25 protein-coding genes and 2 pseudogenes are annotated in these 25,353 nt (G+C 42.7%); 20 read left to right on the forward strand and 7 right to left on the reverse strand.

Annotated features, from left to right (window positions below; translation table 11 throughout):
* Positions 1 to 267: 267 nt before the first annotated feature.
* A complete protein-coding gene (locus PUR_RS01000; RefSeq protein WP_179033635.1) occupies positions 268 to 999 on the reverse strand; it encodes a Crp/Fnr family transcriptional regulator in 732 nt (243 codons plus the stop codon).
* Between the two features lie 200 nt (positions 1,000 to 1,199).
* Between PUR_RS01000 and PUR_RS01005 the strand changes: the two genes are divergently transcribed.
* Entirely contained in the window at positions 1,200 to 2,216 is a 1,017-nt protein-coding gene (locus tag PUR_RS01005; protein ID WP_179033636.1) for an S-layer homology domain-containing protein, read from the forward strand.
* 405 nt (positions 2,217 to 2,621) lie between these two features.
* Here PUR_RS01005 and PUR_RS01010 read toward each other — a convergent pair whose 3' ends face one another.
* Positions 2,622 to 3,233, reverse strand: a complete 612-nt coding sequence (locus PUR_RS01010) for a hypothetical protein (protein WP_179033637.1) — start codon at positions 3,231 to 3,233, stop codon at positions 2,622 to 2,624.
* 311 nt (positions 3,234 to 3,544) lie between these two features.
* On the opposite strand from PUR_RS01010, the gene PUR_RS26445 reads away from it, so the two are divergent.
* The 14 genes from PUR_RS26445 (at position 3,545) to PUR_RS01080 (ending at position 16,069) form a co-directional block, all read left to right on the forward strand.
* Positions 3,545 to 3,694: a hypothetical protein gene (locus tag PUR_RS26445; RefSeq protein WP_442953816.1), complete on the forward strand. Its 150-nt coding sequence runs from the start codon at positions 3,545 to 3,547 to the stop codon at positions 3,692 to 3,694.
* A complete protein-coding gene (locus tag PUR_RS01020) occupies positions 3,670 to 4,710 on the forward strand; it encodes a copper amine oxidase N-terminal domain-containing protein (protein ID WP_179033639.1) in 1,041 nt (346 codons plus the stop codon). The genes PUR_RS26445 and PUR_RS01020 overlap by 25 nt, the downstream gene beginning before the upstream one ends.
* Positions 4,711 to 4,724: 14 nt before the next feature.
* Complete coding sequence (locus tag PUR_RS01025) at positions 4,725 to 7,091, forward strand: fibronectin type III domain-containing protein (RefSeq protein WP_179033640.1); 2,367 nt, start codon at positions 4,725 to 4,727, stop codon at positions 7,089 to 7,091.
* 973 nt (positions 7,092 to 8,064) lie between these two features.
* A complete protein-coding gene (locus PUR_RS01030; RefSeq protein WP_179033641.1) occupies positions 8,065 to 8,838 on the forward strand; it encodes a PIN domain-containing protein in 774 nt (257 codons plus the stop codon).
* 56 nt (positions 8,839 to 8,894) lie between these two features.
* Positions 8,895 to 9,611, forward strand: coding sequence for a hypothetical protein (locus PUR_RS01035; RefSeq protein ID WP_179033642.1), 717 nt, complete (start codon positions 8,895 to 8,897; stop codon positions 9,609 to 9,611).
* 110 nt (positions 9,612 to 9,721) lie between these two features.
* Positions 9,722 to 10,862, forward strand: a protein-coding gene (locus tag PUR_RS01040; RefSeq protein WP_179033643.1) for an IS630 family transposase whose coding sequence is annotated in 2 segments (ribosomal slippage) — positions 9,722 to 10,161 and positions 10,160 to 10,862 — 1,143 coding nt in all. Because the reading frame shifts where the segments join, the coding sequence is not laid out codon by codon here.
* Between the two features lie 476 nt (positions 10,863 to 11,338).
* Positions 11,339 to 12,154, forward strand: coding sequence for an Rpn family recombination-promoting nuclease/putative transposase (locus tag PUR_RS01045; RefSeq protein WP_232101658.1), 816 nt, complete (start codon positions 11,339 to 11,341; stop codon positions 12,152 to 12,154).
* Between the two features lie 254 nt (positions 12,155 to 12,408).
* Positions 12,409 to 12,660, forward strand: coding sequence for an IS3 family transposase (locus PUR_RS01050; RefSeq protein WP_179033645.1), 252 nt, complete (start codon positions 12,409 to 12,411; stop codon positions 12,658 to 12,660).
* 310 nt (positions 12,661 to 12,970) lie between these two features.
* Complete coding sequence (locus PUR_RS01055; RefSeq protein WP_232101659.1) at positions 12,971 to 13,408, forward strand: hypothetical protein; 438 nt, start codon at positions 12,971 to 12,973, stop codon at positions 13,406 to 13,408.
* 34 nt (positions 13,409 to 13,442) lie between these two features.
* Positions 13,443 to 14,237: a hypothetical protein gene (locus tag PUR_RS01060; protein WP_232101660.1), complete on the forward strand. Its 795-nt coding sequence runs from the start codon at positions 13,443 to 13,445 to the stop codon at positions 14,235 to 14,237.
* A 42-nt stretch (positions 14,238 to 14,279) separates the two neighbouring features.
* Positions 14,280 to 14,705, forward strand: coding sequence for a hypothetical protein (locus tag PUR_RS01065; RefSeq protein WP_179033648.1), 426 nt, complete (start codon positions 14,280 to 14,282; stop codon positions 14,703 to 14,705).
* Positions 14,706 to 14,767: 62 nt separating this feature from the next.
* Positions 14,768 to 15,091 carry a hypothetical protein gene (locus tag PUR_RS01070; RefSeq protein WP_232101661.1) on the forward strand — a complete coding sequence of 108 codons (324 nt, stop codon included), beginning with the start codon at positions 14,768 to 14,770 and terminating at the stop codon, positions 15,089 to 15,091.
* A gap of 340 nt (positions 15,092 to 15,431) precedes the next feature.
* Positions 15,432 to 15,689, forward strand: a complete 258-nt coding sequence (locus PUR_RS01075) for a hypothetical protein (protein WP_179033649.1) — start codon at positions 15,432 to 15,434, stop codon at positions 15,687 to 15,689.
* A complete protein-coding gene (locus PUR_RS01080; protein WP_179033650.1) occupies positions 15,686 to 16,069 on the forward strand; it encodes a retropepsin-like aspartic protease in 384 nt (127 codons plus the stop codon). The genes PUR_RS01075 and PUR_RS01080 overlap by 4 nt, the downstream gene beginning before the upstream one ends.
* 107 nt (positions 16,070 to 16,176) lie before the next feature.
* Here the strand turns inward: PUR_RS01080 and PUR_RS01085 are convergent, their stop codons facing one another.
* Both PUR_RS01085 and PUR_RS26450 read right to left on the reverse strand, forming a co-directional pair.
* Positions 16,177 to 16,803 carry a LysR family transcriptional regulator substrate-binding protein gene (locus PUR_RS01085; RefSeq protein ID WP_179033651.1) on the reverse strand — a complete coding sequence of 209 codons (627 nt, stop codon included), beginning with the start codon at positions 16,801 to 16,803 and terminating at the stop codon, positions 16,177 to 16,179.
* A complete protein-coding gene (locus PUR_RS26450; RefSeq protein ID WP_442953742.1) occupies positions 16,775 to 16,870 on the reverse strand; it encodes a hypothetical protein in 96 nt (31 codons plus the stop codon). The genes PUR_RS01085 and PUR_RS26450 overlap by 29 nt, the downstream gene beginning before the upstream one ends.
* Positions 16,871 to 17,132: 262 nt before the next feature.
* On the opposite strand from PUR_RS26450, the gene PUR_RS01090 reads away from it, so the two are divergent.
* On the forward strand, positions 17,133 to 17,696 hold the full coding sequence (locus tag PUR_RS01090; protein ID WP_179033652.1) for an RBBP9/YdeN family alpha/beta hydrolase: 564 nt from the start codon (positions 17,133 to 17,135) through the stop codon (positions 17,694 to 17,696).
* Positions 17,697 to 17,749: 53 nt separating this feature from the next.
* On the opposite strand, the pseudogene PUR_RS01095 reads toward PUR_RS01090, so the two are convergent.
* Together PUR_RS01095 and PUR_RS01100 are read right to left on the reverse strand one after the other, a co-directional pair.
* Positions 17,750 to 18,418: pseudogene (locus PUR_RS01095) on the reverse strand (DUF817 domain-containing protein); the annotation flags it as partial.
* A 46-nt stretch (positions 18,419 to 18,464) separates the two neighbouring features.
* Positions 18,465 to 18,578: pseudogene (locus tag PUR_RS01100) on the reverse strand (helix-turn-helix domain-containing protein); the annotation flags it as partial.
* Positions 18,579 to 18,890: 312 nt separating this feature from the next.
* Between PUR_RS01100 and PUR_RS01105 the strand changes: the two are divergent.
* The 4 genes from PUR_RS01105 (at position 18,891) to PUR_RS01120 (ending at position 22,806) form a co-directional block, all read left to right on the forward strand.
* Positions 18,891 to 20,561, forward strand: a complete 1,671-nt coding sequence (locus PUR_RS01105) for a ParB N-terminal domain-containing protein (RefSeq protein ID WP_179033653.1) — start codon at positions 18,891 to 18,893, stop codon at positions 20,559 to 20,561.
* A 1-nt stretch (position 20,562) separates the two neighbouring features.
* The gene (locus tag PUR_RS01110; RefSeq protein WP_179033654.1) at positions 20,563 to 21,504 is read left to right on the forward strand and encodes a ParB/RepB/Spo0J family partition protein; all 942 of its coding nucleotides are present in this window, start codon (positions 20,563 to 20,565) and stop codon (positions 21,502 to 21,504) included.
* Positions 21,505 to 21,671: 167 nt separating this feature from the next.
* Positions 21,672 to 22,139, forward strand: a complete 468-nt coding sequence (locus PUR_RS01115; protein WP_179033655.1) for a hypothetical protein — start codon at positions 21,672 to 21,674, stop codon at positions 22,137 to 22,139.
* Positions 22,030 to 22,806, forward strand: coding sequence for a HipA domain-containing protein (locus tag PUR_RS01120; protein ID WP_232101663.1), 777 nt, complete (start codon positions 22,030 to 22,032; stop codon positions 22,804 to 22,806). Before PUR_RS01115 ends, PUR_RS01120 begins: the two co-directional genes overlap by 110 nt.
* A 97-nt stretch (positions 22,807 to 22,903) precedes the next feature.
* Here PUR_RS01120 and PUR_RS01125 read toward each other — a convergent pair whose 3' ends face one another.
* The gene (locus PUR_RS01125; RefSeq protein WP_179033657.1) at positions 22,904 to 25,345 is read right to left on the reverse strand and encodes a TOTE conflict system archaeo-eukaryotic primase domain-containing protein; all 2,442 of its coding nucleotides are present in this window, start codon (positions 25,343 to 25,345) and stop codon (positions 22,904 to 22,906) included.
* Between the last annotated feature and the right edge of the window lie 8 nt (positions 25,346 to 25,353).

Raw genomic sequence — 25,353 nt, forward strand, 5'->3', positions numbered from 1 at the left:
CGTTTGTCTTGAGGCTCCTGAACCTTTCTCTATGCTTCTTGTGGGTTCAGGATAGTTTTCCGGCAGGCTGGGTACCTCTTTGGTGCTGCAAGAAGAGAGGAATTCTACGAAAGGCCAAAAAAGCCGCAGGCTATCTGGCAGCAGCTAAAGGTGAGCCCCAAAAGAGGCTCACACGGTTTGGTTAAAGGGTAGGGTGGAGCGACGCAATGGGGAGGGGTGACTGAAGTCATGGGTATTTTGTTATATAGCTAACAGAAATTAATTCCATTAATTGATACTATACTTAGAGGACGGATGCCACTCACGAGAGTAGGTGGAATCCTGATCATCCTGGGCTAAGTGTTTCAGTGCTGCCAGATTAGTAATGGTTATGTATTTGTTCTTAACAGATAGGATTTGTTCGGTTTGCAGTTCCTGCAAAGCTATCGTAACCGATTCCCGGCTGACGCCGATCATAAAGGCTAAGTGTTGGTGGGTAACCTTCCAATTGATCAGGTAGCCTTTCGGAGTCTCTACTCCAAAGTTGGAGTGCAGGTCAAGGAGCAGGTTAGCGACCCGGATTCGGCTCGAAAGGAAGGCGAGGTACTCCAATTTCCTGTCAGCCTGATCGAGTCTTTCGCTTACTACATAGAACAGCTTTCGGAGGATTTGGGGATATAGGTCAATTAGCGTTTCCAGGTCAGGTTTACGAATCATCCAAAGTACGGTTTTCTCCAGAGCTGCGACGGAAGCCAGACGTGAGTAGTTTGCGTGCACAGTCTCAAGCTCGCCTATCGTTTCACCGGGGAATTGATGTCCAAGAATTAACTCTTTTCCCTCAATTTGGCGGAAAATCTTCAGTGAACCTGACTTTATTACATACATCTCTAAGCCTGGATCGCCTTGCCAAAAGATTACGTTGTCCTTGGCATAGTGCCGTTCAGTGAACATGGACAAGACAAGCTCCACGTCTATATTTTGGATATTGAACATTGGGATATCAAGAACGGACTCGAACAAACCGGTTCCCTGCTTTCACTCTATACTGGTTGTAGGTAGCCTTGCTAGCAATGTCTATCTATTATATCGGATTTTAGGGGTAATTCTTTTATTGGTGGATATCAAGAGGCTTTCATGGAGTGTGCCTTTACATAGATTGTGTATCGAAAATTGCTAACGTTATACTGTTTCTAACAATAAGAAGGAGCAGGTGGGAAACGATGAAATCTTACAAGAAGGTCTTAATTGGTTTTTCAATCGCCGCTACCCTGATGGGAACAGCGTCCGCATATGCAGCCACTTTTAAGGACGTAAAGGAGAGCCACTGGGCATATTCGGCAGTCGGTTGGGGCGTAGAAAAAGGGATCACGACGGGGTACGGTAACGGTTCGTTCAAGCCGAACGCTCCGGTAACTTCCGAAGAATTCCTCTCGATGCTGATCCGTTCTTACAAAGGTAAGCTCGTAGCAACCGCTGGACAGCGGTGGAGCGACCCATACTACGCGGTAGCAAAAGAAAACAACTACCCGGTTGGGACAAGCCGTTATGCTAAAATCACGCGGGCAAAGGTTGCAGAACTCATTTCGGGTACGCAAGGCAAAAACTACTCCGGAGACAACGCCATTCGGTACATGTTGGCTAGCGGTCTCGCTGGAGGCAAGACATCCAACACAGTTTACGGCTACAAAGGCGACGACACGCTGACACGAGCCGAAGCAGTAGTCTTCATCAAAAACGTGTTGGATAAAACGAACGGTGCAGACCTGCAAGTTCGCCCGAGCGTACCAAGTGACACTTCGGCACTTCCAGGCGGTAGCGACGGTGGTCTGAACGTAGTGGGTAGCCCCGATCCCACACTCGCTGGTTACGCTCAAGCCATGCTGGGCGCGGCATCTCCGTTGGGATTTGGAGCTGGATATAACAAGCAAGATGAGAGGGCATTTCTCCAAACTCCGGACGGCATCATCTTTATGGCCTACAGTGATACTACGACATCGGGCGGCACGAAAGTTATTACCTTAGAAGGAATGCTCGATCCCAATGCTAACACAGATTCCCAACAACTGAAGGCAGTTCTTGCCGCAATGGGAGCTGTCGGACTTCCGAACAATGACACGGTGAAGAAAGCAATTGTGGACGGCTTGGAATATGGACCTGGTGACACCATCAAAACGGATGGTGTCACACTCGAAATCCTCAGTACCGGTTACGGTCGTCTCGTAATCTACGTCGATTAAGACCAGACAAAACGAAAAGGAGCTCCGGTCCAACAAAAGACCGGGGCTTCTTTGTATCTTGATGAATAACCGCACCTCGCCGTGTGCCCTTCTGTTTGGAGTGGGAATGCTTACGCCTAAAGGTTAAAGAGAGAAACCAGATGACTGGTATTCAAGGACAAAGAGAGTGGTATTTCTCTTGATCGTTGGCATTCCTCCGCTATTGCAATATTCGGGAATAGAAGAGACGACAAGAGAGATATCTTTTCTTTTGAGCGGACAAGCCCTGTCTGGGGACAGACACCGAAATAGACTTCGTCCCTGCTGCCTGCGTGGGACTTGAAATCCACGGAACAGCAAGGACGAGAGCAGCCAGCGCCAAGAGTTTAGCGCGTCTCTTCACTTATAATCAACTCCTTGTCTTCATTATTTAAGGGTAGTAAATGCAATATCTTTGCGAGAACCTTTGAACTCCATACTAAGGCGGATATCCGTAAGGTCGCCCCCGAGCACATACGCTTGATATGTTGCCAAAGTCTCTCCGGGTTTTAGAATGTAGGCCCATAACGCATTTTTATCGTTATAGGTCCAAGCTCTCTTTGTTGGCATAATAACATCGAATGAACGACCATCATCAAGGAAATAGGACCACTTTGGATTCATGTCATCTGGATAGAACCCCATTTTATACTTGCTCTTATTTGTGATGGTAATCTTTGTCCAAATAAAGTATTTGGCCTTTTGGTAGTAATCGGTGTGGTTTGCATAGCCGTAAAGCTTCATCAAGTTCTTGGCATCGGTAGAATTAATATCGTAAATCATCATTTTGTGGACTGTGTAACTAAGACCGTTAACAGTAGTAGTAAGAGGCAGAGAAACCTCTGATTTAAGACCGTACTTACTCAAGTTATTGGTGACAACGGCAGCCGGTTTAGTAGTTGCAGCAGAAGAAACGGGCGCATACGCAAAATTCTGTCCAAGAAGTGCACCTGCAAGTAGTATGGCAGCTATTGAAATCTTCAGAAATCTCTTATTCATTTGAATATCCCCCTCAAAAAGTGTTAGACTCCCATCCGTTTTGACAATACTCTAATTTTATTTGAATCTATCTATTATTTCTGTGTGCTAGACCACCAAAACGGGGTGACATCAACCATAGAGAAACAAACTAGATATCAGATAACATTATCTGACTTAGTACATAGTTACATAATGAAAATTGATCGATACATATATTGTCAGAATTAATATGATTATGTTAAAATCCGGGCGTTTGAAATCAAGCAACTTGTCGGGTGGTGAAATTATTGGATTCTTATTCTAAGAAGGAGCTCGCAAAAAAGCTGGGGGTGACGCCACGTACAATCGTTAGTTGGACTCATTTAAAGGATAATCCATTGCCGTTCCACAGAAGAGACATTTACAAAAACAAGGCTGTCTGGGAGTACGTATTCTACGAAGATGAATTAGAGCAATGGCTGGAAAACAGAAGCGGTTAATGCGATTCCGGTCAACAAAACTCAAGGAAGGAATGATTAGAATGAAGAAGTTCACTAAAGAAGCAGTGAAGAGAGCGGGTTTATCGTTGGTAGCGGCAGTCGCGTTGTTTACTATTACAACAAGCAGCGCGTCGGCGGCGAGCGCGGGCAAGGTGATCGTCAAGGTCAATGGCGCTACGATCTCAATGAATGATGCATCTGCTTATATTACCAAGGAAAACTATACACTTGTACCGCTTCGGTTTGTGAGCGAAGCGTTGGGCGCAAAGGTTAGCTGGGACAACAAGGAGAAGAAGGCTACAGTCGAAGTAAGCGAACCAGCCCAGAAAAAAGTCACTGTTGTTTTGTATGCAAATGATATCGTAATTGAATCACCGGCTGAACCCCTATTGATTACATCGGCTGGATCACCAGCAACAATGAAGAATAATCGGGTTATGGTACCTCTCCGAGTCATCAGCGAAGGGCTTGGGGCATCGGTCGGCTTCACGGCCAAAACAGGTGGGGGAGGAATCGTCTCGGTCTCAACTCCTTGGAAAACTCCAGTGCAACCAGATACTCCAGCACCGACGACAACTCCCACTACAAACAGCGAGTACACTACTTGGACACCGACAGCAGACCAGAAAGTCACTGGCCCCGTTGTCTTTAAGCCTCTGACCTGGGATTCTTCTACAAGAACACTGAGCTTTCAGCTTCCGTCTACGATTAAGCATGGTAGTGAGGAGTGGGAAGTGACCTCTGGTCTCAGAGATAGCGGCAAGAAAGATCGGAAACTGGAAACCGGAGTCGAACAAAAGCTTGTTGGCTTGAGCGAAGATTTTATGGTTGCGATCAATATCGACTATGAGCCGCGTTCTGTTGGAATTGACTGCTACTACGTAATGTCAAAGTCGTACGCATCCAAGCACTACGGTTACAAAGGGCTCGTCGATGACGGGCTTATCGTCTACGATTCTCATAAAAACATGGTGACGTTGGAGACCGTGTATAAAGCACTCGGAATCGCCAACTAAAGGAGGGATCGGACATGCGACTCAAACGAAATCTGGTTGCATTCGCAGCAGCCATTTTGTCCATTCAACTTCTGATAACAACTATAAATGATGTTAAAGTTCAAGCGGCATCCGATTCCACTACATTGCAAAGCTGGTTAAAGAGCAGAGCAGGCATCCAATACAATCCAGGCTCACAGGCAAACCAGACGGCTCAGCTTATCATGAGTACTGCGATCACTCAGTTTCCATTTACAACTACGAAGGACTACCAACTGGCCCAAGCATTCCGAAATGTACAAGGATGGACAGATGGACAATTCCATAACTATGCAAAAGGCACCTCAAACTACCTTAATACATCCGCTTCGGTCTCCCGTTGGACAGGCGTCTTCCTCAATAACTTCGCTGGCATTACCGCAACCTCGGGCAAAGCAGTTGTTACCGATCTGCTCAATTTCAACATTAATTCAACCTATCTTACCGATGGTACGGCGGCGAGTACAGGTTACACGATGCTTCCACAAGAGGCTTTTCAGCAGTCAAAACTAATAGGGGCACTCAACCCGCCGAGTGATGTGGAGTTCCAAGCGTCAGGAGGTTTTACGCAGGACGCCGCAAAAATCTCAGCCTTCCGGACAGCGTTGCTACAGAAGAAGTTTGAGACGCAGGATATTTGGGCTCCGGACATCAAGGGAAAAACAGGAATGACTGGTCTGTACAAAGTAACGAGTAAAACAACGGGGCTTCCAAGCTATTTTCTCTACATGAACGAATTCGTCCAGTCCATTGGTGGCACGATGGTCGAGGTCAGCAATTTCAACGGACTTCCAGGCTTTACAACGGACAAGGACGCTTATCGGGGCTATACGATTTACCAGATGACACCGTTCCCGACCTTTCTCAAAGCTACTGCGGTGACCGACTACAATTTGAACGGTAAGAAGACCGCAGGCTTCAAGATCACTTATCAGGCCTATGGGTACACCGGACGGTACGTTACGGTCAGAGTCGGCACGAAAAAGTCCTCAGACGATCTGACCCTTGATCCTGCAAGCTCAGAACAGGCGGCAGATGGTGGAGCCAAGTGGGTACAACCAACCGGTTTTGGAATGGTACAAGGCAAGTGGAACCCTGGAAAAAACTCCAAGTACACTGGAGAAGTATTTATTTCCAGCGAACAAATCTTGCGTTTGGCCGGGACTTCAAGTAAAAAGGTTTCGCTCTCACTTGACGATGGCTATGGCAGGATGGATTACTTGGACTTTGATATATCGAAGATTGTCACGATAAAGCCAAGCCCTTCGCCCACGGCGACACCTACCCCGACTCCAACACCGAAGCCCAGTCCGTCCCCTACGCCAATACCGATTAAAAAGATTGTTACCCCGCCTATTAAGTTCAAGAACATCGGGGAGTATGACGCGACAGCATACTGGACGGCGGTAAAAGACCCGAACTTCTCACACTACACACTTAAGTGCAGCCCGAAATACAACACCAATTACAAGGGAACGTTGGCTTCATACCAGCTAAACGGCCTTACGCCTGAAACCAAGTACACCTGCAAGCTGGAAGCTTTTGATCGGGACGGGAAAAGCGGTGGTGCGACAACCGGCTCGTTTACAACTTTGGCGCTCAAAGGGCCATCCGGTTCTGGCTATTGGAAGGACAAAGGGATTATCCGGCAAATCAACTCACAGAAACAAAGTGAAAAGAGCATTCCTAAAACGGGCATGGACTTATCGAAGTACGCCGGGGACGAAGTGAAAGCCAATGCCAACAAGTACAGTCCGTTCTTTGGCGAAAAGATCGGAGTGTGGGGCATCCCTATCACGAAGCAAGTTACTTATTACTGGGATTTCAATTACACGCGTTCTGTCTACGATTCCTGTAAGTACACCAACTATAATAGTAAGACGAAGAAATATGAGTGCAGCGGAGGTTATATAAACGTAACCGATACGGCTACCGACTCTTGTACCATTGACTACGCGGCAGTCGGACCGGACGGCTGGACCAACATTACAACCAATCCTACCGGCCGGACGATAAAGGCAGTAGCCGGTTGGAACAATACCAGCACAACGATGAAGGTTTCAGCGGTTTCTACCAAGACCTGCAGGGGCAGTGACAGCAGGAACCCGAACCCAACTAGATTCACCTACTATGTTCCAACTCTGTACGAAAGCTCCCCGCAACAGTTATTGTTGGACAAGGGTTTCAGCTCCGTTTACAACAAGATTCTGGACGAGTACCAAGACCTACAACTTACCATTTGGAGCGACGCTTACAGTCTTTCGGTAAAGGACGGAAAGACGCTGACCGGAGTGAACGGGAAAACACCCATTAAGTTCAAGCAGATGTGGTCCAAGTACAGCACTATGGGAGCAGGAAACTAAGGTAATCCAAGCACTCTATAAATTTGATAGAACGGTGCCAAGGTATTGTATCAGTCCTTGGCACCGTATTTATGTTTCGGCATCAAAAATCGGGACAATCTCCAATGACTTTCTTCTATTATAAAGGAGTTCCCGTATAAGTTATTTGTGCTTTAAACAGAATTGGAGAAAAGCAACGGCAAAGGGAATGATAAAACAAGCTGATCATCCTAAACAAAAATTCAAAGATCAGTGGGAATAGGACATAAAACAAGAGAAGTTCTCCGATTGTCTTGTACATAAAGGAAATGAAGGGGCACAGTTTGAGTCTAATTGGTTGCTGAGAGACAAGCTGCCGAGTATTTATTTTCTAGGCTTACGCAAGCAACTCATTAATTCAGTGGAAGGAGGGAAGGAATGATTTGCAAAACAGACTTGGTAGAAGAGGGCAGATTATTTAGTGAAAGGTGTTGAGAATATACCAATGCACTCGCAGTAAGTATCTCCGCCGAAGACCGGGGGCGATTTCAAGCAAATGGACCAGATATATCTTTGGATGTCCGATTATAGAGTGTTACTGAATTGCCGTTGGAATGAAATTCGCTTGTCAATGTAAACTCTATTTATTTTAGAACCGGACCTGGGTCCCGCGCTAGTGTGTGCAGTTTCTTGTTATTGCGGTGCGCGGCGACCCAGTCATAGCTGTGTAGTATTCTTGTCACCTGATTTTGTTGGGTATGGAAAAGAGGTGGTTTGGAAAATTTCTAAAGCGTGAAGGGTTGAGAGAGATTGAGTTGAGGGAGGGAGACGGAGAGTAGTAGAAAATGTAGGCGATAGCGATAAGAAAGGTTTGAGTGTGTTTTAAGCAAGGGATTAAGATGAAGTAGTTGAATTTATTGTAATAAAGTAGGTTTTGTAACAGAGAATTGTAGATTTCATTAGTATAATTTTAATAATTACATATATCACTTGATGTTGAAAGGAGAATTATCGAATGAGTAAGATTCATATTTACATTGATGGAACCTGGTTATTTAATCAATGTGGTCGCGATCGAACTTTATCGCAGTATGTGGAATCGGAAAACTTCTATATCGATTTTATCAGGCTAGATCAGGCTATTAAGGACAAGATAGAACTACTATCTGGTACCAAAGTAGAATCAGGAGGAGGGCGATGGTACTACACTTCAATCATAAAGGGAATTCCCGAAAATGATGTAGATGGAAGTTCATTAGAATGGATGAGAAATAGATCCCATGCTATAGAACAGACAGTAAAGTCTGCTGAGATCGCGGGGTATGACATTACAGGAGCTTTTGAAGTTCCATTCAAATTTTGGATGCCCAAACAGATTCAATCGAAGCTATTTCAAGAAAAGATGGTGGACACATCAGTGGTTGCTAGAATGGTTTTATCATCCACGCAATATCAGGATGACTTTCATGTTCTTATTTCTGGTGATCTTGATATGATGCCTGCAATATCATTAGTAGTTCCAGAATATCTAGATAAGGTAGTTTTGTGCTGTACGGACCCGGCACAATGGGATCCGAATCTACAGCAAACCTCCAAGCGGCTAACTGACTATTCATTTCAGTACGGTCCAATCTATATGGATGAAATGGTTGGCGAAATTATGCAAGGTCATGTCTATCAATGCCAGCATCCTAAGTGCGGAATCTTTTTCTCCAGAAGCAGACCTATACCGAAGAGTCAGAAATCATACTGCCGAGAGCATCTGATTACAAGACCCGTTAGAAATTAGAATAATAATATGGGTATTCGAGAGAGAAATTTTATTCATAGTGGGAGTGATATTTAATGTCTAATGCCTGCACAAGACTTTTAGATATTTTGCAAAAAATTAATAAGTACCCCAATAATGCATTTTCGTTAAGTAGAATGTGGACTGATATTTTCCATTTGGAGGATGCTCCAGAATTTGAATTGTATGTAAAAGACACGGAATTTAGAAAACTGATGTATGACGCTAAACTCGAAGCAGAGCAGTTTGGTGATAAGAATCCATGGATAAGGCATTTTGATCATATTATCAATATCTTTAAGGAGGTTAGCTTAAAAAGTGGCGTCCATGAAATAAAGAAGAATTTTGACACCACATTAGTAGGGATAGAGTCTTGCGCTTTTGCTTTAAAAGTGTCATCTCCAGAGCCAGATATAGACCAAGAATCACTTGAGGAATTTATTCAAGAATTAGATGAAGTTTATCAACTAGCCAATGAATTGAATATTCCCAGTGATCTTAAATTATATATTCTAGATAATGTGCTCCTAACTAAGAAGGCTATAGTCGATTATCACATCAACGGTATTAACGACATTAGAAAAGCAATGGAATCCACTGTGGGGCAAGTTTTATTGAATCATGAGATATTAAATGAAACCCAAAAAGGAAAAGACTACATTAGCAAAGTTATAGGCGTTATGAGCAAGATTAATACAGTATTCTCCTTTTATAATAATGCTCATGCTTTATCCTCTGGTGTAACACATTTTCTACAATTAATAATTAAATAAACACTGCATATCTATGATTTTGTTTTATCATCTTCCTAGTACAGCATCAGAATTAAAATAGTTAACTTTTGGTAGATATGATATAGTCGAGAGAAAAAGAGGTATCGACTATGAAACTACGTGCATATGCGGTTTGCTTGACCCCGGATCAGCAGAAAGAATTACAAGGGGTGTGCTCAAAAGGGAAAGTGGCCGCACGCTCACTCCGGCGAGCACAAATTCTGTTGTGGGCGGACGAGAACCGGGTGGGCGGCAAGCTTTCGGACACCACCATTGCGGAGCAATTACACATCCACACCAACACGGTATATCTGGTCCGTAAGACCTTTTCGGAAAAGGGATTACAGGCTGCTGTCGAACGAAAAAAGAGACTGACACCGCCAAATCCTCCAAAGGTTACCGGCGAACTGGAGGCGAAAATCATCGCGCTCAGTTGCAGTACTCCGCCCGCTGGAAGAAGTCGGTGGACCCTTCGACTTTTAGCAGACAAGACCGTTGAACTGGGTTACATTGACAGCATTTCGTACGACACGGTGGACCGCATTTTAAAAAAACGAACTCAAGCCCCATCTTCGTAAGTGTTGGTGCATTCCACCGAAGCAGAATGCAGCGTTTGTGGCAGCCATGGAAGATGTATTAGAGGTCTACCATTTACCCTACGACAGCGAATGTCCCGTGATTTGCATGGATGAGAAACCGTTCCAACTGCTGGATGACGCTCGAAAACCGATCCCGATGAAGCCCGCCAAGCCGCTGCGTGAAGACTCCGAATACGTACGTCATGGGACCTGCAGTATCTTTATCTTCACTGAACCGCTTGTGGGCTGGAGACACGTCAGCGTTCGTCCTCGCCGCACAAAAATGGAATGGGCGGAGCAAGTTCGAGAACTGTTAGACGTACATTACCCGAGTGCACCCAAAATTCGTTTAGTGATGGATAATTTAAACACGCATTCGATCGCCTCGTTGTATGAAGCCTTTGAACCGGAAACCGCCTTGCGTCTAGCCAAACGGCTCGAAATTCATTACACCCCCAAACATGGCAGTTGGCTGAACATTGCTGAAATTGAGCTGAGCGTAATGACGCGCCAATGTTTAGCAAGACGAATTCCGTCAATAGAAGAATTAGCAAGCGAACTGACCGAATGGGAATCTGCTCGTAACGCTTCTCAAAGAGGTATAGATTGGCAATTCACTACCAAAGATGCACGGATAAAACTTAAAAGGCTTTACCCACAATTTAAAGACTGATGCTGTACTAGTTATTGTGACCTTAAATAATCCTGCCTCGGCTCCATATGGAGTATCAGTGAAGACACCTTAATCGGTGTCTTTTTTCATTTTTGCGGCTGTTTTAGACTATACGTAGTGGTAAAAAAGCTTACTATGACGCGGTTTCTAAGATCTGCTGTTAATAGATACAGTGAGTTTCACTGAGCCTGTACGGAGACAGGGGATTTTGGCCTCCACGTAACCAGTGTTTATTTCGGTCCCCTTCGGCGTCTATTTTCGCCTAACTATACACCATCATCCGCACTTCGATTCCTTAAAACTACTTCTTTAAAGCCCTCAAAGCTTCTCAGTTCTTCGTTTACTCATGCTGTACACGGTTTATATAGCTATACTTCATAACGAAAATCTGATTCAATCTGAGCGGTTCTACGCATCTTTGCAGGGTTCAGAACCCTTGAAAAATGCTATAATAATAACGAATGGAGCTGATGCCGATGGATTTGCTGGACCCGCGTGTGGATTTTGTATTCAAACGGATATTTGGCAGCGAGAACAACAAGGATGTGCTGCTGGCATTTCTTAACCGCATTTTCACCGAAGCTGGCGAGCCGCGGCTGACCGAGATTATCCTGATGAATCCCTATACGGATAAAGATGATCCACTCGACAAACAATCCATTTTTGATGTTTACGCCAAGACCTCTGAAGGTAAAATGATTGATATAGAGATGCAGCTTTTTAATAAGTACGATATAGAGAAAAGAACGCTGTTTTATTGGAGCAAACGTTATGCGAGTCAACTCAGTGAGGGCGACAAGTATCCAGAGCTGAAGAAATGTGTGACGATAAACATTTTAAACTATTCGTTCTTGAAGAATGAGCAATATCATAACATATTCCATCTGCGGGAAGATCGGACAGGGATATCCTTAATTGATGACATTGAGGTTCATTTTCTAGAGTTGCCGAAGCTGGATGAGCATAGCGTTCCGTCTGAAGGCGGATTGATCAATTGGTTGTTGTTTCTGAAAGGTGCCGATACATCACAATGGGAGGTGCTGAAGATGAATGAACCGGGTTTGGAGAAGGCGATGGATACCCTGCAATATTTGAGTCAGGATTCGGACGCTAGACGATTGTATGAAGCCAGACAGAAATATCTGCATGATGAAGCATCCATGATGGAAAGTGCGAAGTTGGCAGGTATAAGGGAAGTGGCGAAGAACATGCTTGCCCTGAATTTGGATATTGCGACCATTGCAAAGGCAACTGGATTAACAGAGCAAGAGATTAACGCTTTGAGGAAATGAAAATATTCAGAGGAGCATCCATTGATGATCCTTTTATTTACAGCAAATAGCTCATAATAGCCCTATTCCCCTTCGGGGTTGTCTTTGGATAAGCTCTGGAATGCTGCTCAGTCATTTTTGGAGTTGCGTAGGCCAACAAAGTTCAAATGAGAAATGCCCAGTTGAATAGCTTTCCCCAAGCAGGTATGCCGCATGGACGGTGTGCCTGCTTTTTTTTGTGCCCGAAATAACCCATACGAAGGAAAATGACTGTAATGAAAGTAGTCGTATATGCACGTGTATCTTCCGAACGCAAGCAGAGAAAGAACGATAACGCCTGCATCAAGTCCTTTCATTGTGTTTTAAAGAAAGAACTCATTTATCTGAATAAATTTAAGACGCGAGAACAGGCCCGAAAAGCGATTTTCGAGTACATCACATGCTTCTACAATGGAAAACGAATCCATTCAGCTGTGGGCTTCTGCTCGCCCAATGAGTACGAGCGTGTTCTCCTCAAGGCAGCGTAATTTTCTCGATTCTAAGCGTCTACTTTATTGACAGAGGTACAGATTGCTTTGTTGGATGAGGAAACACCGAGTCCGCAGTTGATGAAGGGTGAAGATGTTTGTATCGAATGTGACGGTGCATAGGAAGACGAAGAAGATGGATATGACGGTGCAGTTCATGAATACCAATACAATTTTATATGAGAAGAACATAGTAGCTGAAATGCAATAAAATCCTTATATGAAGCGGCTGACAATTCTTTTGACAGTGAATTCATGGTGTGAGAATATTGGCATAAGATATTCCAATATATTGAAGGAGTTGGTGGAGTTGTCGGCTGAACTTCGTATAAGTATTCAAGGAAAGATTCCGCCCGTCTGGGCGACTGGTGACCAAAGCGGAACATATTTTTCTTATTACGAGAATGTGTATGGAGAGCAGTGGGTAGCAAAGCATGATGACGGTATTCTTCGAATCTCAGGACTTGATATTGACTGGGAAGAATTCCAGCTTAATGCTGAACAAGCTGTAGCAGAAAATAATCGAATTGTTGACCAGATCGTTGCGAGTAAATTGGTGCAAACTAAGGGTATCCCTGAAAGTGCTAGTAAGTCCTATTTGGAGACGGTTATCGCTCGTCAACGTGAATATATAGGAAGAATTCCTTTAGCAAACCTTGTGCTTGGGCAAGGTGAGATGTTGTGGTTGGCAGGAGTTCTTGATGCTGTTATACCGCATTTGAAAGCAGCAAATGAGAAGCAAAATTGAAAGATTAAGTCATGAGAAGTTTGGGGAGAAATTCATGGAAAGTAGGATTAGGGAATTATTAATCGAAACATCAATAGAATCAAAAAAAGAAATTGTTTCGATTCTAATCGAAAGAGCAAAAAAATCTGAACACAACCTAGAGTTTCTAACAGTATTCCAAAGTTATTTGATTGATGATTCAAAAGTGGTTCTTTCAAATCCTTTCTTGACTGTGGGGCCTAAGAAAGGATTATCTTGTTTTGTCTCTGATTTTCTATGTTCATATATCCAAGTTAAGGATTTTGGTCAGCAGATTCAAGGTTTAGAAAGTTTGATGCAGGATTTAAATAATTTACACGAATCAAAGAGTCCCATACTGAAGATAAACACTACTCAAAAGTTATTAGAAAGTTTAAAAGAATTCGGAGCCAGAAAGTATTTAATATACAATAAAAGTCACGTCCCAATTCGATTTTATTTTGTGCCTTACGGAAACAAAGAAATGAATGCGAGTTATTTTCCTCATCTGCATTTGGTTACTCTTTATAGGAATCATCTAGATCCTCAATCAAGTCCGGAATATATATTTATGCATGAGATAGGACATATAATACAACTTTACTTTACCGAGGATCAGACACGTGTACCTGATTCTTTTAAAACGATAGCTGCAAAGATGTTCAAACCGTGTTCAGATGAAGTTTTGGTTGAAGTTTTCGCGGATTGCTTTTCTGTTGCAGTTATGAAAGACACACTGTTTGAAGAACTTAACCCGTTCTGTTCCGTTTTTTTGCAAGAGCATCAGGTATTACTGAAAGATTATTTCTCCAGTCTTCTGAACGATAAGTAGCTACTAAACAATTAATGACGTATAGTCTTAACGGAGGGCTCTATGAACGCTCAGACTTCTATTGATTTGTTTAATAGTGACGTAATTACTTTTAATGCAACAACCGATAGTAACATCATTTCTGTAGCAGTGAGTTCTTTAGAAAAGAACGTCATTTACAATGGAATGATATCAAGAACACAGGTTGTTGAGTTAATAAACCGAATAAATGATCTGCTGGTTATGACCAATGGCCAATTGAAGATAGGTGATATTATCGTTATCGGTCATAAGCGTGCTTCTGGTGGGATTTTAGATGATTACTCGGACAAAGTTGGACTTAAAGCCACTGTGGTAGACCCTGATGCTCTGTGGAGTATAGATGAGGAAGGTAACGAGGTGCGCTTTGTGTATGCTGCCTTGGAGGGGAAGAAAAGAAATAAATACGTAGGCATTCATATTGAAGATGCTGTTCGAGTAATGGTATAGAATGCTCTTGATCCAACATGCTTGTCTACATAAAGTGGAAAATAATTTTGAGGGGGTAATCCATGAAGACAAATAAGGAGTATCAAGAAGAGGTAGAAAAGAAATATGGAAAGTCGCTAAAAGATGTTATGCATGAAGTTATTGTTGAGCGTCATATGGATCAATGGGAAGGTTCGGACAAGTTGGGAGTACCGAAGGAAACCTTTATAGCTTGGAGAAGCAGATTCCGCTTAGGGCCTGATCAAAGAAGAGCTGATTTTGCTGAACAAGCTAGGAATAAGACCTTACAAGAATATGAAGAAGAGTTAGAAACCGTTGATCTTGAGAGACCATTTGATTTTAGTTTTTCGTGCAATGCGAGTTGCAACTTTAGAAAGCATCATTGAATATCTTAATCAATATGATCAATCGGAGCTTCATAAAACCTTTGAACATGATTTAGCATTACTCAAGTCAGTTATAACGAAAGAATAAGTTGGGCAGCTTTATATAGTTACGGGCGATACTCGGGTGACATCCAATCTGTGACTACACTCGTAGAAGCTTATGTGGCGTTATCTTCGGACAGGGATTCGACTCCCCTCAGTTAATCAAACCCTTGTCCATACAAACCCACAATGGTTAATGCTGTAGAGGGATTCAACACAGTTGCTAAGCCTAACCCGATGCTCTCCGGTTAGGCCTTTATGCTATAATGAAGGTAATTCGATGTGGAGGTGGACGAAGATGCGCTGGGAAGAGGTTCGTGAACAGTTCCCTAATGAATGGGTCGTCTGTGAAGCGTTAAAGTCGCGCTCGGAAGATGGCTATTGGCTTGTTGATGAGGTTGCTGTCATTGATCGCTTCGATGATTCCACTGTTGCTATGAAGCGGTATTACGAATTACATCGCGCACAGCCTTATCGAGAGTATGGCTTCTTCCACACGTCCCGTGAGAAACTGGAACTTCGGGAGAAATGGGCGGGGGTACGGGGGCCCAGATGAACATAAATGTAAGGCATGGACTGCCTTTTATAGAAGTTACGATTTGTTACCGCGGTGAAGAACTTCATCTGAAGAATGTACTGCTTGATACGGGCTCGGCGGGGACCATCTTCAGTGCGGATGCGGTGGACGCCGTTGGAGTTAAGATTGAGCCTGGGGATTTTCTGAACAAGATCAGAGGCGTGGGTGGAGTGGAGGTCGTATACTCCAAACAATTTGATTTTGTGAAGGCCGGGGAAGCTACGCTGTCAGCGTTTGAAGTAGAGATCGGGGACATGAATTACGGCATGGAGATAGACGGCATACTCGGGTTTGATTTCATCTGTTCAGCCGGACTGGTGATTGATTCGAAGGAACTGACCGTACTGACCAAAGATTGACTACGCCACCTCTCCAAACAACCTAAGTAGCACGCGGCGGCGGATTGTGGATTTGCCAAGCCGCGGTTCGCTTCCATATGGTAAATCCACAACTGAAAAGCAGCCAACTACTTAAATAAAGATTGGCCTATAGAAATGAACCTTTTAGAGGCTGGAGATGTTTCGTTCATATACGGGCAGTAAAGGCCCAAGTGCCTCCAAAAAGCAGACTTCAACTCTCTAATCTCAACATTGGGAAGCACGTCCGGCAACGCCAACTGAGGAAGCACTGTAACGCCAAGACCTTCTTGAACCATGTTTAATATGGTAGCCAGTTCCATCACTTCAAAATGTACGGTAGGAGTTAAATCGGATTGCCCGAAGATCTCTCGAATGATGAGTTCACATCCGCCTGACGGCATGATGAATGGAACGCCCGCAAGCTTCTGTACAGGAATCGCCGGGTAGTTTGTGAGTGGGTGACCTTTGGATATCACTACAACCATCCTGTCTCTGGTGATCGGAATAATGGTATCGTCCCAGCAAAGCTTCGCTATAAACCCCATGTCAATAACTCGATTATTAATCCATTCTTTAACTTCATGATCAGTCCCCACAAATAGGACGACTTCTATCATCGGGTACAACTGTTTGAAAGTGGCGATCATTTTCGACAGCAAGCGGGCGGTCGTATTGGGGAAACTGCCGATGCGAATTGTGCCGATCTCAAGCCCCTTCTCGGAAGCCGCCTCCAAAATCCGATAGAATCACACCTCGCTTTTTGTCGCGAATAATCAACGGGACTCCCAATTCGAACTCCATGCTAGTTATCGCATGGCTTACAGCGGATTAAGTCATGTTAAGCGCTTCTCCAGCTTTTGTAAAACTACCGGTTTCAATTACTTTAGAGAATACCTTGAATTGTATATATGTCATGAGCATCTCCTCATGTAAAATATGAATGAAATCAAATTACTTTACTGTATAATGACATTTATCTTAAAACAAGAAGAATAAAAAGATTAGCTGAATCGAGAATGATGCAGTCATCGTTTTAAACGACCATTGTGGAGGTGTTGTTATCATGAGTAGAAGCTTTCTCGTTTTGTATGGAGTCGGCGGCAGTGGACCCGATCATTGGCAAAGATGGTTGCAGCAAGAGCTGGCGAAGCAAGGTGAAAAAGTCCATTTTCCTGACTTTCCAGACAAAGATCAACCAGACAAGGATGTTTGGCTCGACTATTTATCTTCTGTTTTTGAAGAAATTTCGCAAGATGAAGAAGTAATCGTTGTGGCTCACAGCTTAGCGTGCATTATGTGGTTTCACTATGCGGCTTCACATCCGAAACGAAAAATTCAGAGAGCCATTCTGGTAGCGCCGCCTTCGCCATTTTTGGAATATGAGCCTGTGATGACGTTTTTTCCTGTACCGGAAAACTTGGTTGAGATTGCAACGGTGGCGGAAAAGACGCTGTTTGTTTTATCCTCAACAGACCCTTATTGTTCGGTAGAAGATGCTTCTCAATATTTAGATTTAGGGATTCCTTGCGTTATGTTGCCTAAAATGGGACACATCAACGTAGAAGCGGGCTACGGTCCATGGCCGTGGATTCTCGATGTATGCTTGAACCAGCAAGTTACACTATGAAAGAGAGGATGAACAAGGTGCTTAATGATCAGTGATTATGAATCAAGGGGTCCGAGACTCCATGCCTCAGTTTGGTTTGGATATTCCCAGGCTCCAAAGAACGTTGCGATATTTTCGGCGATCCATATAAAAAATCTGATAAGCACAAAAGAAAGTGCGAGCGGCATACGGTAACGCGTTCCATCATTCTCGTATGTGACCCATGATTGCCAAAAGACGATAATTACAAGTCCGGATAACCAACAACGAACGTCAATCCAATAATGATGGGTAAAAAAATTCAAATAAATCGCTGCTGCAAGAGGTGCGACTACCAAAAACGGCGGCCACTTAACCAGTTCAACCTTAAACCTCCTCCACGCCTGGCAAAGATAACTCGCTACACTTACGTACATGAATCCGCTATACAAAGGCACTCCAAAAATATTGAAATATCCTTCCTCTGGATAAGACCAGGAGCCCATATGTACCTTGAAAAGTTCAAGAGCAAGTCCAATAAGGTGGAACAATGTGATAACCTTTAGTTCATCCCGTGTTTCAAGCCCGGAACGCACCATCCACCACTGCTTCAGAAGGCAGATGATGAGCAGCCAGTCATACCGTGGCAGGTAGGGGAGTGGAATGATTTGTGTAACAGCGAAAGTTGAAAAAATAACGACAGGAAACAAACATGATAGGGCCTGCTCCCAACCAAAACGAACGAGTTGTTTTAGTGCTCTCATGATTTGTGTCTCCAGACATTTTTTTCTGAATACATGTAAGTTCTGCTTATTGGGTGCCTTTATCACTTCGGTATTCTAAAAGATCTCCGGGTTGACATTCTAAAGCCTCGCAAATCGCCTCTAAAGTGGATAATCGGATCGCCTTTGCCTTTCCATTTTTTGTGCTGTTTTTCTCAATTAACCTGATAAAAATTACAAATCCGGAATCGAAAATATGAAAATTTTGCTGATTCCTCCAGGGTAATTTATAAGAAGGGTCTCCTAAAGATTTAACTCTAGCCCCTTCATTTGAAAACTGTGTCCTTCATCTTAGCCTACTATCTATTTGTGGATTTAAATCAATCAAAATAGAGCAATTTGTCAGAACAATTGCATTATTGTTGAATGTTTAGAACCTTTGACGAATGTAAGATTTCCGACGATTTATAACTTATAATTGTAAAAAAATGCTTACATGAGGGGAGGACAGCGTTTGAATCAGCCTCGATCCATGGAAACAACAATTGAAGAAGTCGTAGAGAGATATGCTAAAAACGTAAAAAGAACAGTAAGAAAATTTGTAAATGTGAGAATGCTATATGATAAATGGCTTTTTGAAGATCTAATACAACAAGGATATTTAGGGCTTATTGAAGCGTATCCAAAATATGATTTTAGCAAGGGGATAGACTCTTATTGGCGTTACGCTTACAAGTTTGTAAAGGGTAGAATGATAGATTTTACAGTACAACACTTTAATTACATACGACCAAGCAAAAAAATAAACAGTCTAATACTAGAAATAAAAAGAAAAGAACTAGTTGGGCAGTCGCCTTACCACATATCACAAGCACTGGGTTGTTCTTATAGCATGGCCAGTGAAGCAGTATATTTTTTATTGATTAGACGCACAGTTTATCTGTATGAACCAGCCAATACAAACCATGAAAACCACGATAAAAAGCAAATCATAGATACTGTGGTGGCTGAAGAAAATCAGGATGAGCTATTTCAGATCGAAAGTCAAAACGGATTTTCTGAAATGGAACAAAAGATTTCATTTATGCTAATTAACGGATACAGCAGAGAAAATATAATCGAGCATTGTGATATCCCTGCTATTCAGTTAAAAGAAAATATCGATGGAATACTAAAAAAATGCGGATTTGATAACCAAAAAATCTTCGATAGAAACGAGGAATTGCTTATGCAAATTTCAACGTTGGAGGAGAACGGACAACTGGTGCGGGATGGTGAGAAGAAGAACTTTGAATGGATAAAGGTTGAACTAATCAGTGCCAGCCCAAGTAATCCGAGGAAGGATCTCGCAGTCAATACTGAACAATTACAAGAAACTTTAACATCAAAAGGTTGGGAGGAACCGGTGACCTGTTATAAAAGAGGGCAATATTATTTCTTATTAGCCGGCCATCGCAGATTGCATGCCGCAAAACAATTGGGATATAAAAAGATACCTGTATTTGTTGTAGAACCTCCTGCAAGTACTGCTGAGGAGAAAGATCGATTAGGATCTCTGCAAAGTGTTCAGGTGGATTGGACGCCTTATGAAACAGCGAAAAACATCTATGATCGATGGATATACGCCGGTGGAATAGCATACACTGAGCTCGCTAAAAAAATTGGTGTTCCAAAATCAAAGATCGCAGCCAAAATACGTGTTTATAAATATTATCTACGCGTTGAAATAGAGGACAAGTTAACAAATGGGATGTATTCAATTACTATGCTGGATTATATCCTTACGTGGATCAAGCGGTTAGGTCAATATCAGCCGGATTTTGTGGAATCTATTACTGAGGATTTCATTAGAAAACAGATGTTAACGAAATACGAAAATAAGTGTTTTAATAGCCGAATTGCCAATGACCGATTTTTCGTATGCAATGCTACTCCTGAAGAGATATTCTCATTCCTATCAGACACAACTAAAACATTGCGTCAGTCAGAAGTCGAGTTGACTATTGCACAAGCGAAAACCGAACGAAATAACAGCAAAATTTATCAGCTATTGGATGAATCAATAGAAACTATTAAGAAGATTGAATGGAATGATCGGAAAGAAGCACAGCAATTAATAGGCGTGCTGGACAAGTTGTTGGAAGATATCGATACAAAGAGTCACGAATTAGAAGGGGGATTGTGATATGGAGTTCTCCTCAAATTTAATAATGGCAGATATAAAAGACGTTATCCCTAATCCGTTGAATCCACGAACGAATAATGCTATCAAGACAGATGAGATGCAGCGGGTAATTAAAGAAAAAGGGTGGGAAGTACCTATAACGTGCTATCAAAGAGGGGAACAATACATCATTTTATCAGGTCATCGAAGATGGGAGGCAGCCAAAAAATTATCACATAAGAAGATACCCGTATATCTGGTGGAAGCACCTAAAACCAAAGAAGAAGAGCAAGAAAGACTTGGTTCTGTGCAAGGAGGGAAATCAGATTGGAGTGTCTATGAATGGGCTAAACATACGTATGATATGTGGATATATTGGGACAAGTGTTCGTTCAGTGAGCTTGCACGTAAAATGAATAAAAGTTGTGCTTTTGTTTCTTTAAGAGTACAAATATTCAATTATTATCCGCACTCAGAGATTGAAGAAAACCTAAAAAATAATAAATACTCTATCTCAATTCTATCATTTTTAATCAAATGGCTGGATACACTATCCAGGTTAAAACCGGAGCTAGTAGAACACTATAAATTAGAGATGGTAAGAACAACAATGTTAACCAAGATTGAAAAGGGACTGGTAGGAATTCTGGATATTAAAAATGATTTATTTATTCATAAAGCCAGCAATGAACAAGTGGAAAAATTTTTAAAGGAACCTAATAAGAAGTTGTCGGAAGCATTACTCGATATAGATGGGTATAGTAAGAGATACAGAGGTAAAAGCAAAATAAAAGCATATGTTAATGAAATCAACAATGCGAATGATATTATTAAAAGATTAGGTCTTCCTGAGGCTGTAGAAGAACGCGCAAAGATACAGAGGATATTAAATGACTACAATGGTCTAATCCTGAATTTGAAAGCAGATTTACAAGCTTATTTAAACGACACATCATCTCTATAGGGAACAATAAAGTAAGCCGTAATTCTCTAAAAGGAGAGTTACGGCTGTTTTGTGTTGTATGTAAACTTGTAAGTACCAGGACAATACACCAGGTCGTAAAATGATATAATAGTGTCGAATAATATCATAGTTTGTATTTGAGTTATTCTATTTACAGGAGGCTGCACATGAAGAATCTTAGTATGCTCATTCCTCCTGCTCTCCAGTTTGAGGTACTAGAGCATGATCAGGTCATTGCCAAAGTTAAACTGGACTACACGAAACAAAGCGTTGAGGTTTGGCAAGATAACGAGGTCTCGCCTGTTTTTTTACCTTTTCCCGGGAAGCAGAAAGTGCTTGTTAGCGATGTTCTGGATTTTTTTGAATCCCGATGTCTGCCACGCACTCGGCATCATATTAAAAAAATACTGCAATCCTTAGAGCTGAGTGACTATGTACCAACTGATATTGTAAAACAAACACATGGTGTGCTGTATGATGATTACGTGTGGATCAGATTCTCTGGTGAGGAGTTGACGTGCGCCGATGTCCATCCCCGTTTTGCAAGTGAGCAAGGACTTTCGTCAGACCTTTGTAAGCAGCAGCAAGGGCGATCAGTTGAAATGGAAAATGGGAAACTTATGGGGGAAAGCTAATAAATTTGGCTATGAAGGTTTGGCGGAATGGGCAGCATACGAAATGATCAAACGCTCGAATATTCATCCACATTTAAAAGTTCCTTATAGTCAATGTGTGTTGAGAGAAAATGACAGCAGTGATTATCCGGGTTGTTATTCCGAAGACTTTCTCCAGCCAGGGGAGAGCCTTATCTCTTTGCATCGACTTTTGGAAAGTTATGGCGTGAAGTTTGATGATGTACTTCGTGATCAGAGCACTCGTGATTCGGTACTTTTCATTGTAGAATTTCTTCGTGAAATCATAAGTTTAGACACATTAGAGTACTTTTCAATTATGCTGCCACTGGATGCTTTTTTGTTGAATGAAGACCGTCATTTGAACAATATTGCTTTTATTCATGGACCCCAGGGATATAGACTCTGCCCGTATTTTGATCATGGCTTGAGTTTACTGTCAGATATAACGGATTATCCATACAGTATGCCGATAGATGTGGCCTTACGGAATGTCAAAGCCAAACCATTTAGCAAAGATTTCTCGAAGCAGGCACGTGCTCTTGATACAACTCTTCAATTTGATCGTTCCGCAGTTCTGCAATTTATAGAGCAGTATGACGAAGAACTTGGAAGGGTTTCGAAAATTCTTAGGTTGCAAATACGCAAGTATGAGTATTTATTTGTTTGAAGATATTTAAGCGGTGCTATTAGATTTAAGAGCCCCTTTTCTTTGCTATTTAGGAAAAAGGGGCTCAAGACGCTTGAATCATTTTTTTGAAAACTCCTTACAATTCCGCACCTTTATATCCCATCTTTCGATAACCTTTCACTCTTTTCTTGAACATCGCCATTAACATAGGGACCTGAACGTCGATGTAATCATATATTTTCACTTTTTCTTTATTCAGATGACTTCGATGCAATCTGCCCGCATATTGCTGCAAAGTCCCTGACCAAGAGATGGGATGGACAAGGAACAAAGTATCCAATCTAGCATCATCGAAGCCTTCGCCAATCAGCTTGCCGGTGGCGATAACTACCCTTTCTTGATCATCCGGAATAGATGCAATTTGTAGGCGCAGAGCTTCTCTCTGCTTTTTCCCCATTCTGCCGCTGAGCACAATTACATTTTTGACAAAGGGCCGTAATCTCTCTGCAAAATAATCAGCATGCGCGGTTCGTTCAACCAATAGCAATGGGGATCGACCTTCCTCTAAACACGTAAGCAAATCGTCAAAAATAAGTGTGTTGCGTTCCTCATTGTCTACAAGCTGCTGGTAGATGTCCTGAATCCCCGAGACTGCTTCCTCTGACTTGATTTGAAATGTGGTATATCGGGGAACAACTCTTAATGAAAATCCTCTGGAACTGCTTAAGGTTTTGGCGTCTATCTTCATTAGCACCGGTCCAAGCTGGAATTGCACAATTGCTTCTTGCCCGTCCTGGCGTTTGGGTGTAGCGGTTAAACCAAATATATATTTTGCTTTTACTTCTCGCAGAACCTGTTCGAAGCTGTAAGCTGATACGTGGTGGCATTCATCGACAATGACTTGGCCGTACTCACTTACGAAGGCTTTAACATTCCCTTTATGGTTGAGGCTCTGAATAACGGCAATATCGATGTTACCGGTTCTTTTGTTTTTGCCGCCGCCGATTACACCGATAGCATTTCTAGGGACTTCGAGAAAGGCTTGTAAACGTTCCTGCCATTGTTCCATAAGCTCCCGGCGGTGTACCAGAATAAGGGTGCTTGTCTTTCTTGAACCGATGATGCTGGCTGCGACGACGGTTTTGCCGAATGCGGTCGCCGCAGAGAGAACCCCTATATCACTGTTTAAAATGGCTCTGGCTGCTGTGTTCTGAAGAGTTGTCAGCGTACCGGTGAATTTTGCCTCTATTGATGTGCCATGGGAACGCTGATCATCCAGGATGACTCCGACATGATGACGCTCGAAAAAAGATAACAAATCCTTTAGACACCCACGTGGAAGAACTACATAATTCTCCATATCTTCTGCACATGAGATGACTCTGGGTTTGCCGTAAGTAGAGAGCCGCATTGCCTGGGTTTTATAAAAATCGGGATTGGAGAACGAAGCCAATTTAATCAGAGCATAAATTGCACTTGAAGGGAGTCCAGACTTAGGAATATAAAGACGATCTGAATGTAGAATCTGTATTTCAGCAGGCAAAGATTCCATCAGAACCGCTTCTTCCTGAATGCAGTTCTCCTGTACCCAAGCTAATCCACCCTCCTCATCGCTAGATGCTGCTGTAAAAGTAGAATTATTAAAAAGCCCACGTTCCCCGTGTTTGTATATAAATTGCTTTATCTGGTCTTCGGTCATCTTGCTAAGCCCGGATAATATATTCCATTGGTCAGCGTAAGGCTCAAAGTGGTCATCAATAAATGTGCTGTTTCCATGTTTGCGGGATCCACCTTGAAGCGGAAGGGCAATTAGGTTGCCAAACCCGCCTTTAGGAAGCGTGTCCTGATTGGGAAACAGACGGTCATAGGATTCGAGGCCGATTTGATATCTTTGTTTCATGGTTAAACTCAGCAAAGTCATTCCAAATCTTCTGGCCGTAGCCGCTTCAATATTTTGACTGAAGAAAATCCAGATGTGTCCGCCATTTCCGGAGCGTGAACGCTCTAGCAGTGCGGGTATTTCATGATTTTTGCATAACTGCATCACAGCGGTAACGTCCTGGTGCCAATCATGTTTGTCAAAATCCATTGCCAGAAACCAGCAGGTTTCATCCGGTAGCATCGGGTATATCCCAATGGTTCTGTCTTGCCGTGCATCCAGGTGGGCTGAGAGCACTTCATTTGTAAGAGGCAGGAAGCTCTGATGTTTGCATACGGAACATTTCACTTTGGGTTTTTCGCAGACGGATGTCCACTCATTGGCGCAGGCGGGTGAGTATCCGGATTTGTCTTGTTTGTTGCTCCAACGAATCGGGTATACATCCTCTCTGCCGCGAAAATAACTTTTATACAGGGCAAGCTTGTCCTCTACGGTAGAGTACTGATGAATATTAGATTCTCCGATGGCTGATTCTTTGTTGATTCTTGCTAAAGGGTTGGAAGGAGACGCTATTTCATCATACGTAATTATATTATCGTTCATGGGAAGCTTCAGCAGATGTCTCAATCGGAAAATTTCTTGCTTAAGTTCTTCGATATGCTTCAGAGCCGCGTTATATTTGTCCTCGATATTGTCCATTGATTGGT

The organism is Paenibacillus sp. URB8-2, assembly GCF_013393385.1.
Taxonomy (GTDB): Bacteria; Bacillota; Bacilli; order Paenibacillales; family Paenibacillaceae; genus Paenibacillus_AQ.

Coding starts and splice junctions, on each gene's coding strand:
- PUR_RS01090 (WP_179033652.1), top strand. CDS start 17,133: ATGAGTAGAAGCTTTCTCGTTTTGTATGGAGTCGGCGGCAGTGGACCC.
- PUR_RS01115 (WP_179033655.1), top strand. CDS start 21,672: ATGAAGAATCTTAGTATGCTCATTCCTCCTGCTCTCCAGTTTGAGGTA.
- PUR_RS01125 (WP_179033657.1), bottom strand. CDS start 25,345: ATGGACAATATCGAGGACAAATATAACGCGGCTCTGAAGCATATCGAA.
- PUR_RS01045 (WP_232101658.1), top strand. CDS start 11,339: ATGGATTTGCTGGACCCGCGTGTGGATTTTGTATTCAAACGGATATTT.
- PUR_RS01065 (WP_179033648.1), top strand. CDS start 14,280: ATGAACGCTCAGACTTCTATTGATTTGTTTAATAGTGACGTAATTACT.
- PUR_RS01060 (WP_232101660.1), top strand. CDS start 13,443: ATGGAAAGTAGGATTAGGGAATTATTAATCGAAACATCAATAGAATCA.
- PUR_RS01010 (WP_179033637.1), bottom strand. CDS start 3,233: ATGAATAAGAGATTTCTGAAGATTTCAATAGCTGCCATACTACTTGCA.
- PUR_RS01005 (WP_179033636.1), top strand. CDS start 1,200: ATGAAATCTTACAAGAAGGTCTTAATTGGTTTTTCAATCGCCGCTACC.
- PUR_RS01110 (WP_179033654.1), top strand. CDS start 20,563: ATGGAGTTCTCCTCAAATTTAATAATGGCAGATATAAAAGACGTTATC.
- PUR_RS01020 (WP_179033639.1), top strand. CDS start 3,670: ATGGCTGGAAAACAGAAGCGGTTAATGCGATTCCGGTCAACAAAACTC.
- PUR_RS01025 (WP_179033640.1), top strand. CDS start 4,725: ATGCGACTCAAACGAAATCTGGTTGCATTCGCAGCAGCCATTTTGTCC.
- PUR_RS01030 (WP_179033641.1), top strand. CDS start 8,065: ATGAGTAAGATTCATATTTACATTGATGGAACCTGGTTATTTAATCAA.
- PUR_RS01120 (WP_232101663.1), top strand. CDS start 22,030: ATGTCCATCCCCGTTTTGCAAGTGAGCAAGGACTTTCGTCAGACCTTT.
- PUR_RS01080 (WP_179033650.1), top strand. CDS start 15,686: ATGAACATAAATGTAAGGCATGGACTGCCTTTTATAGAAGTTACGATT.
- PUR_RS01035 (WP_179033642.1), top strand. CDS start 8,895: ATGTCTAATGCCTGCACAAGACTTTTAGATATTTTGCAAAAAATTAAT.
- PUR_RS01050 (WP_179033645.1), top strand. CDS start 12,409: ATGAAAGTAGTCGTATATGCACGTGTATCTTCCGAACGCAAGCAGAGA.
- PUR_RS01075 (WP_179033649.1), top strand. CDS start 15,432: ATGCGCTGGGAAGAGGTTCGTGAACAGTTCCCTAATGAATGGGTCGTC.
- PUR_RS01070 (WP_232101661.1), top strand. CDS start 14,768: ATGAAGACAAATAAGGAGTATCAAGAAGAGGTAGAAAAGAAATATGGA.
- PUR_RS26450 (WP_442953742.1), bottom strand. CDS start 16,870: ATGGAGTTCGAATTGGGAGTCCCGTTGATTATTCGCGACAAAAAGCGA.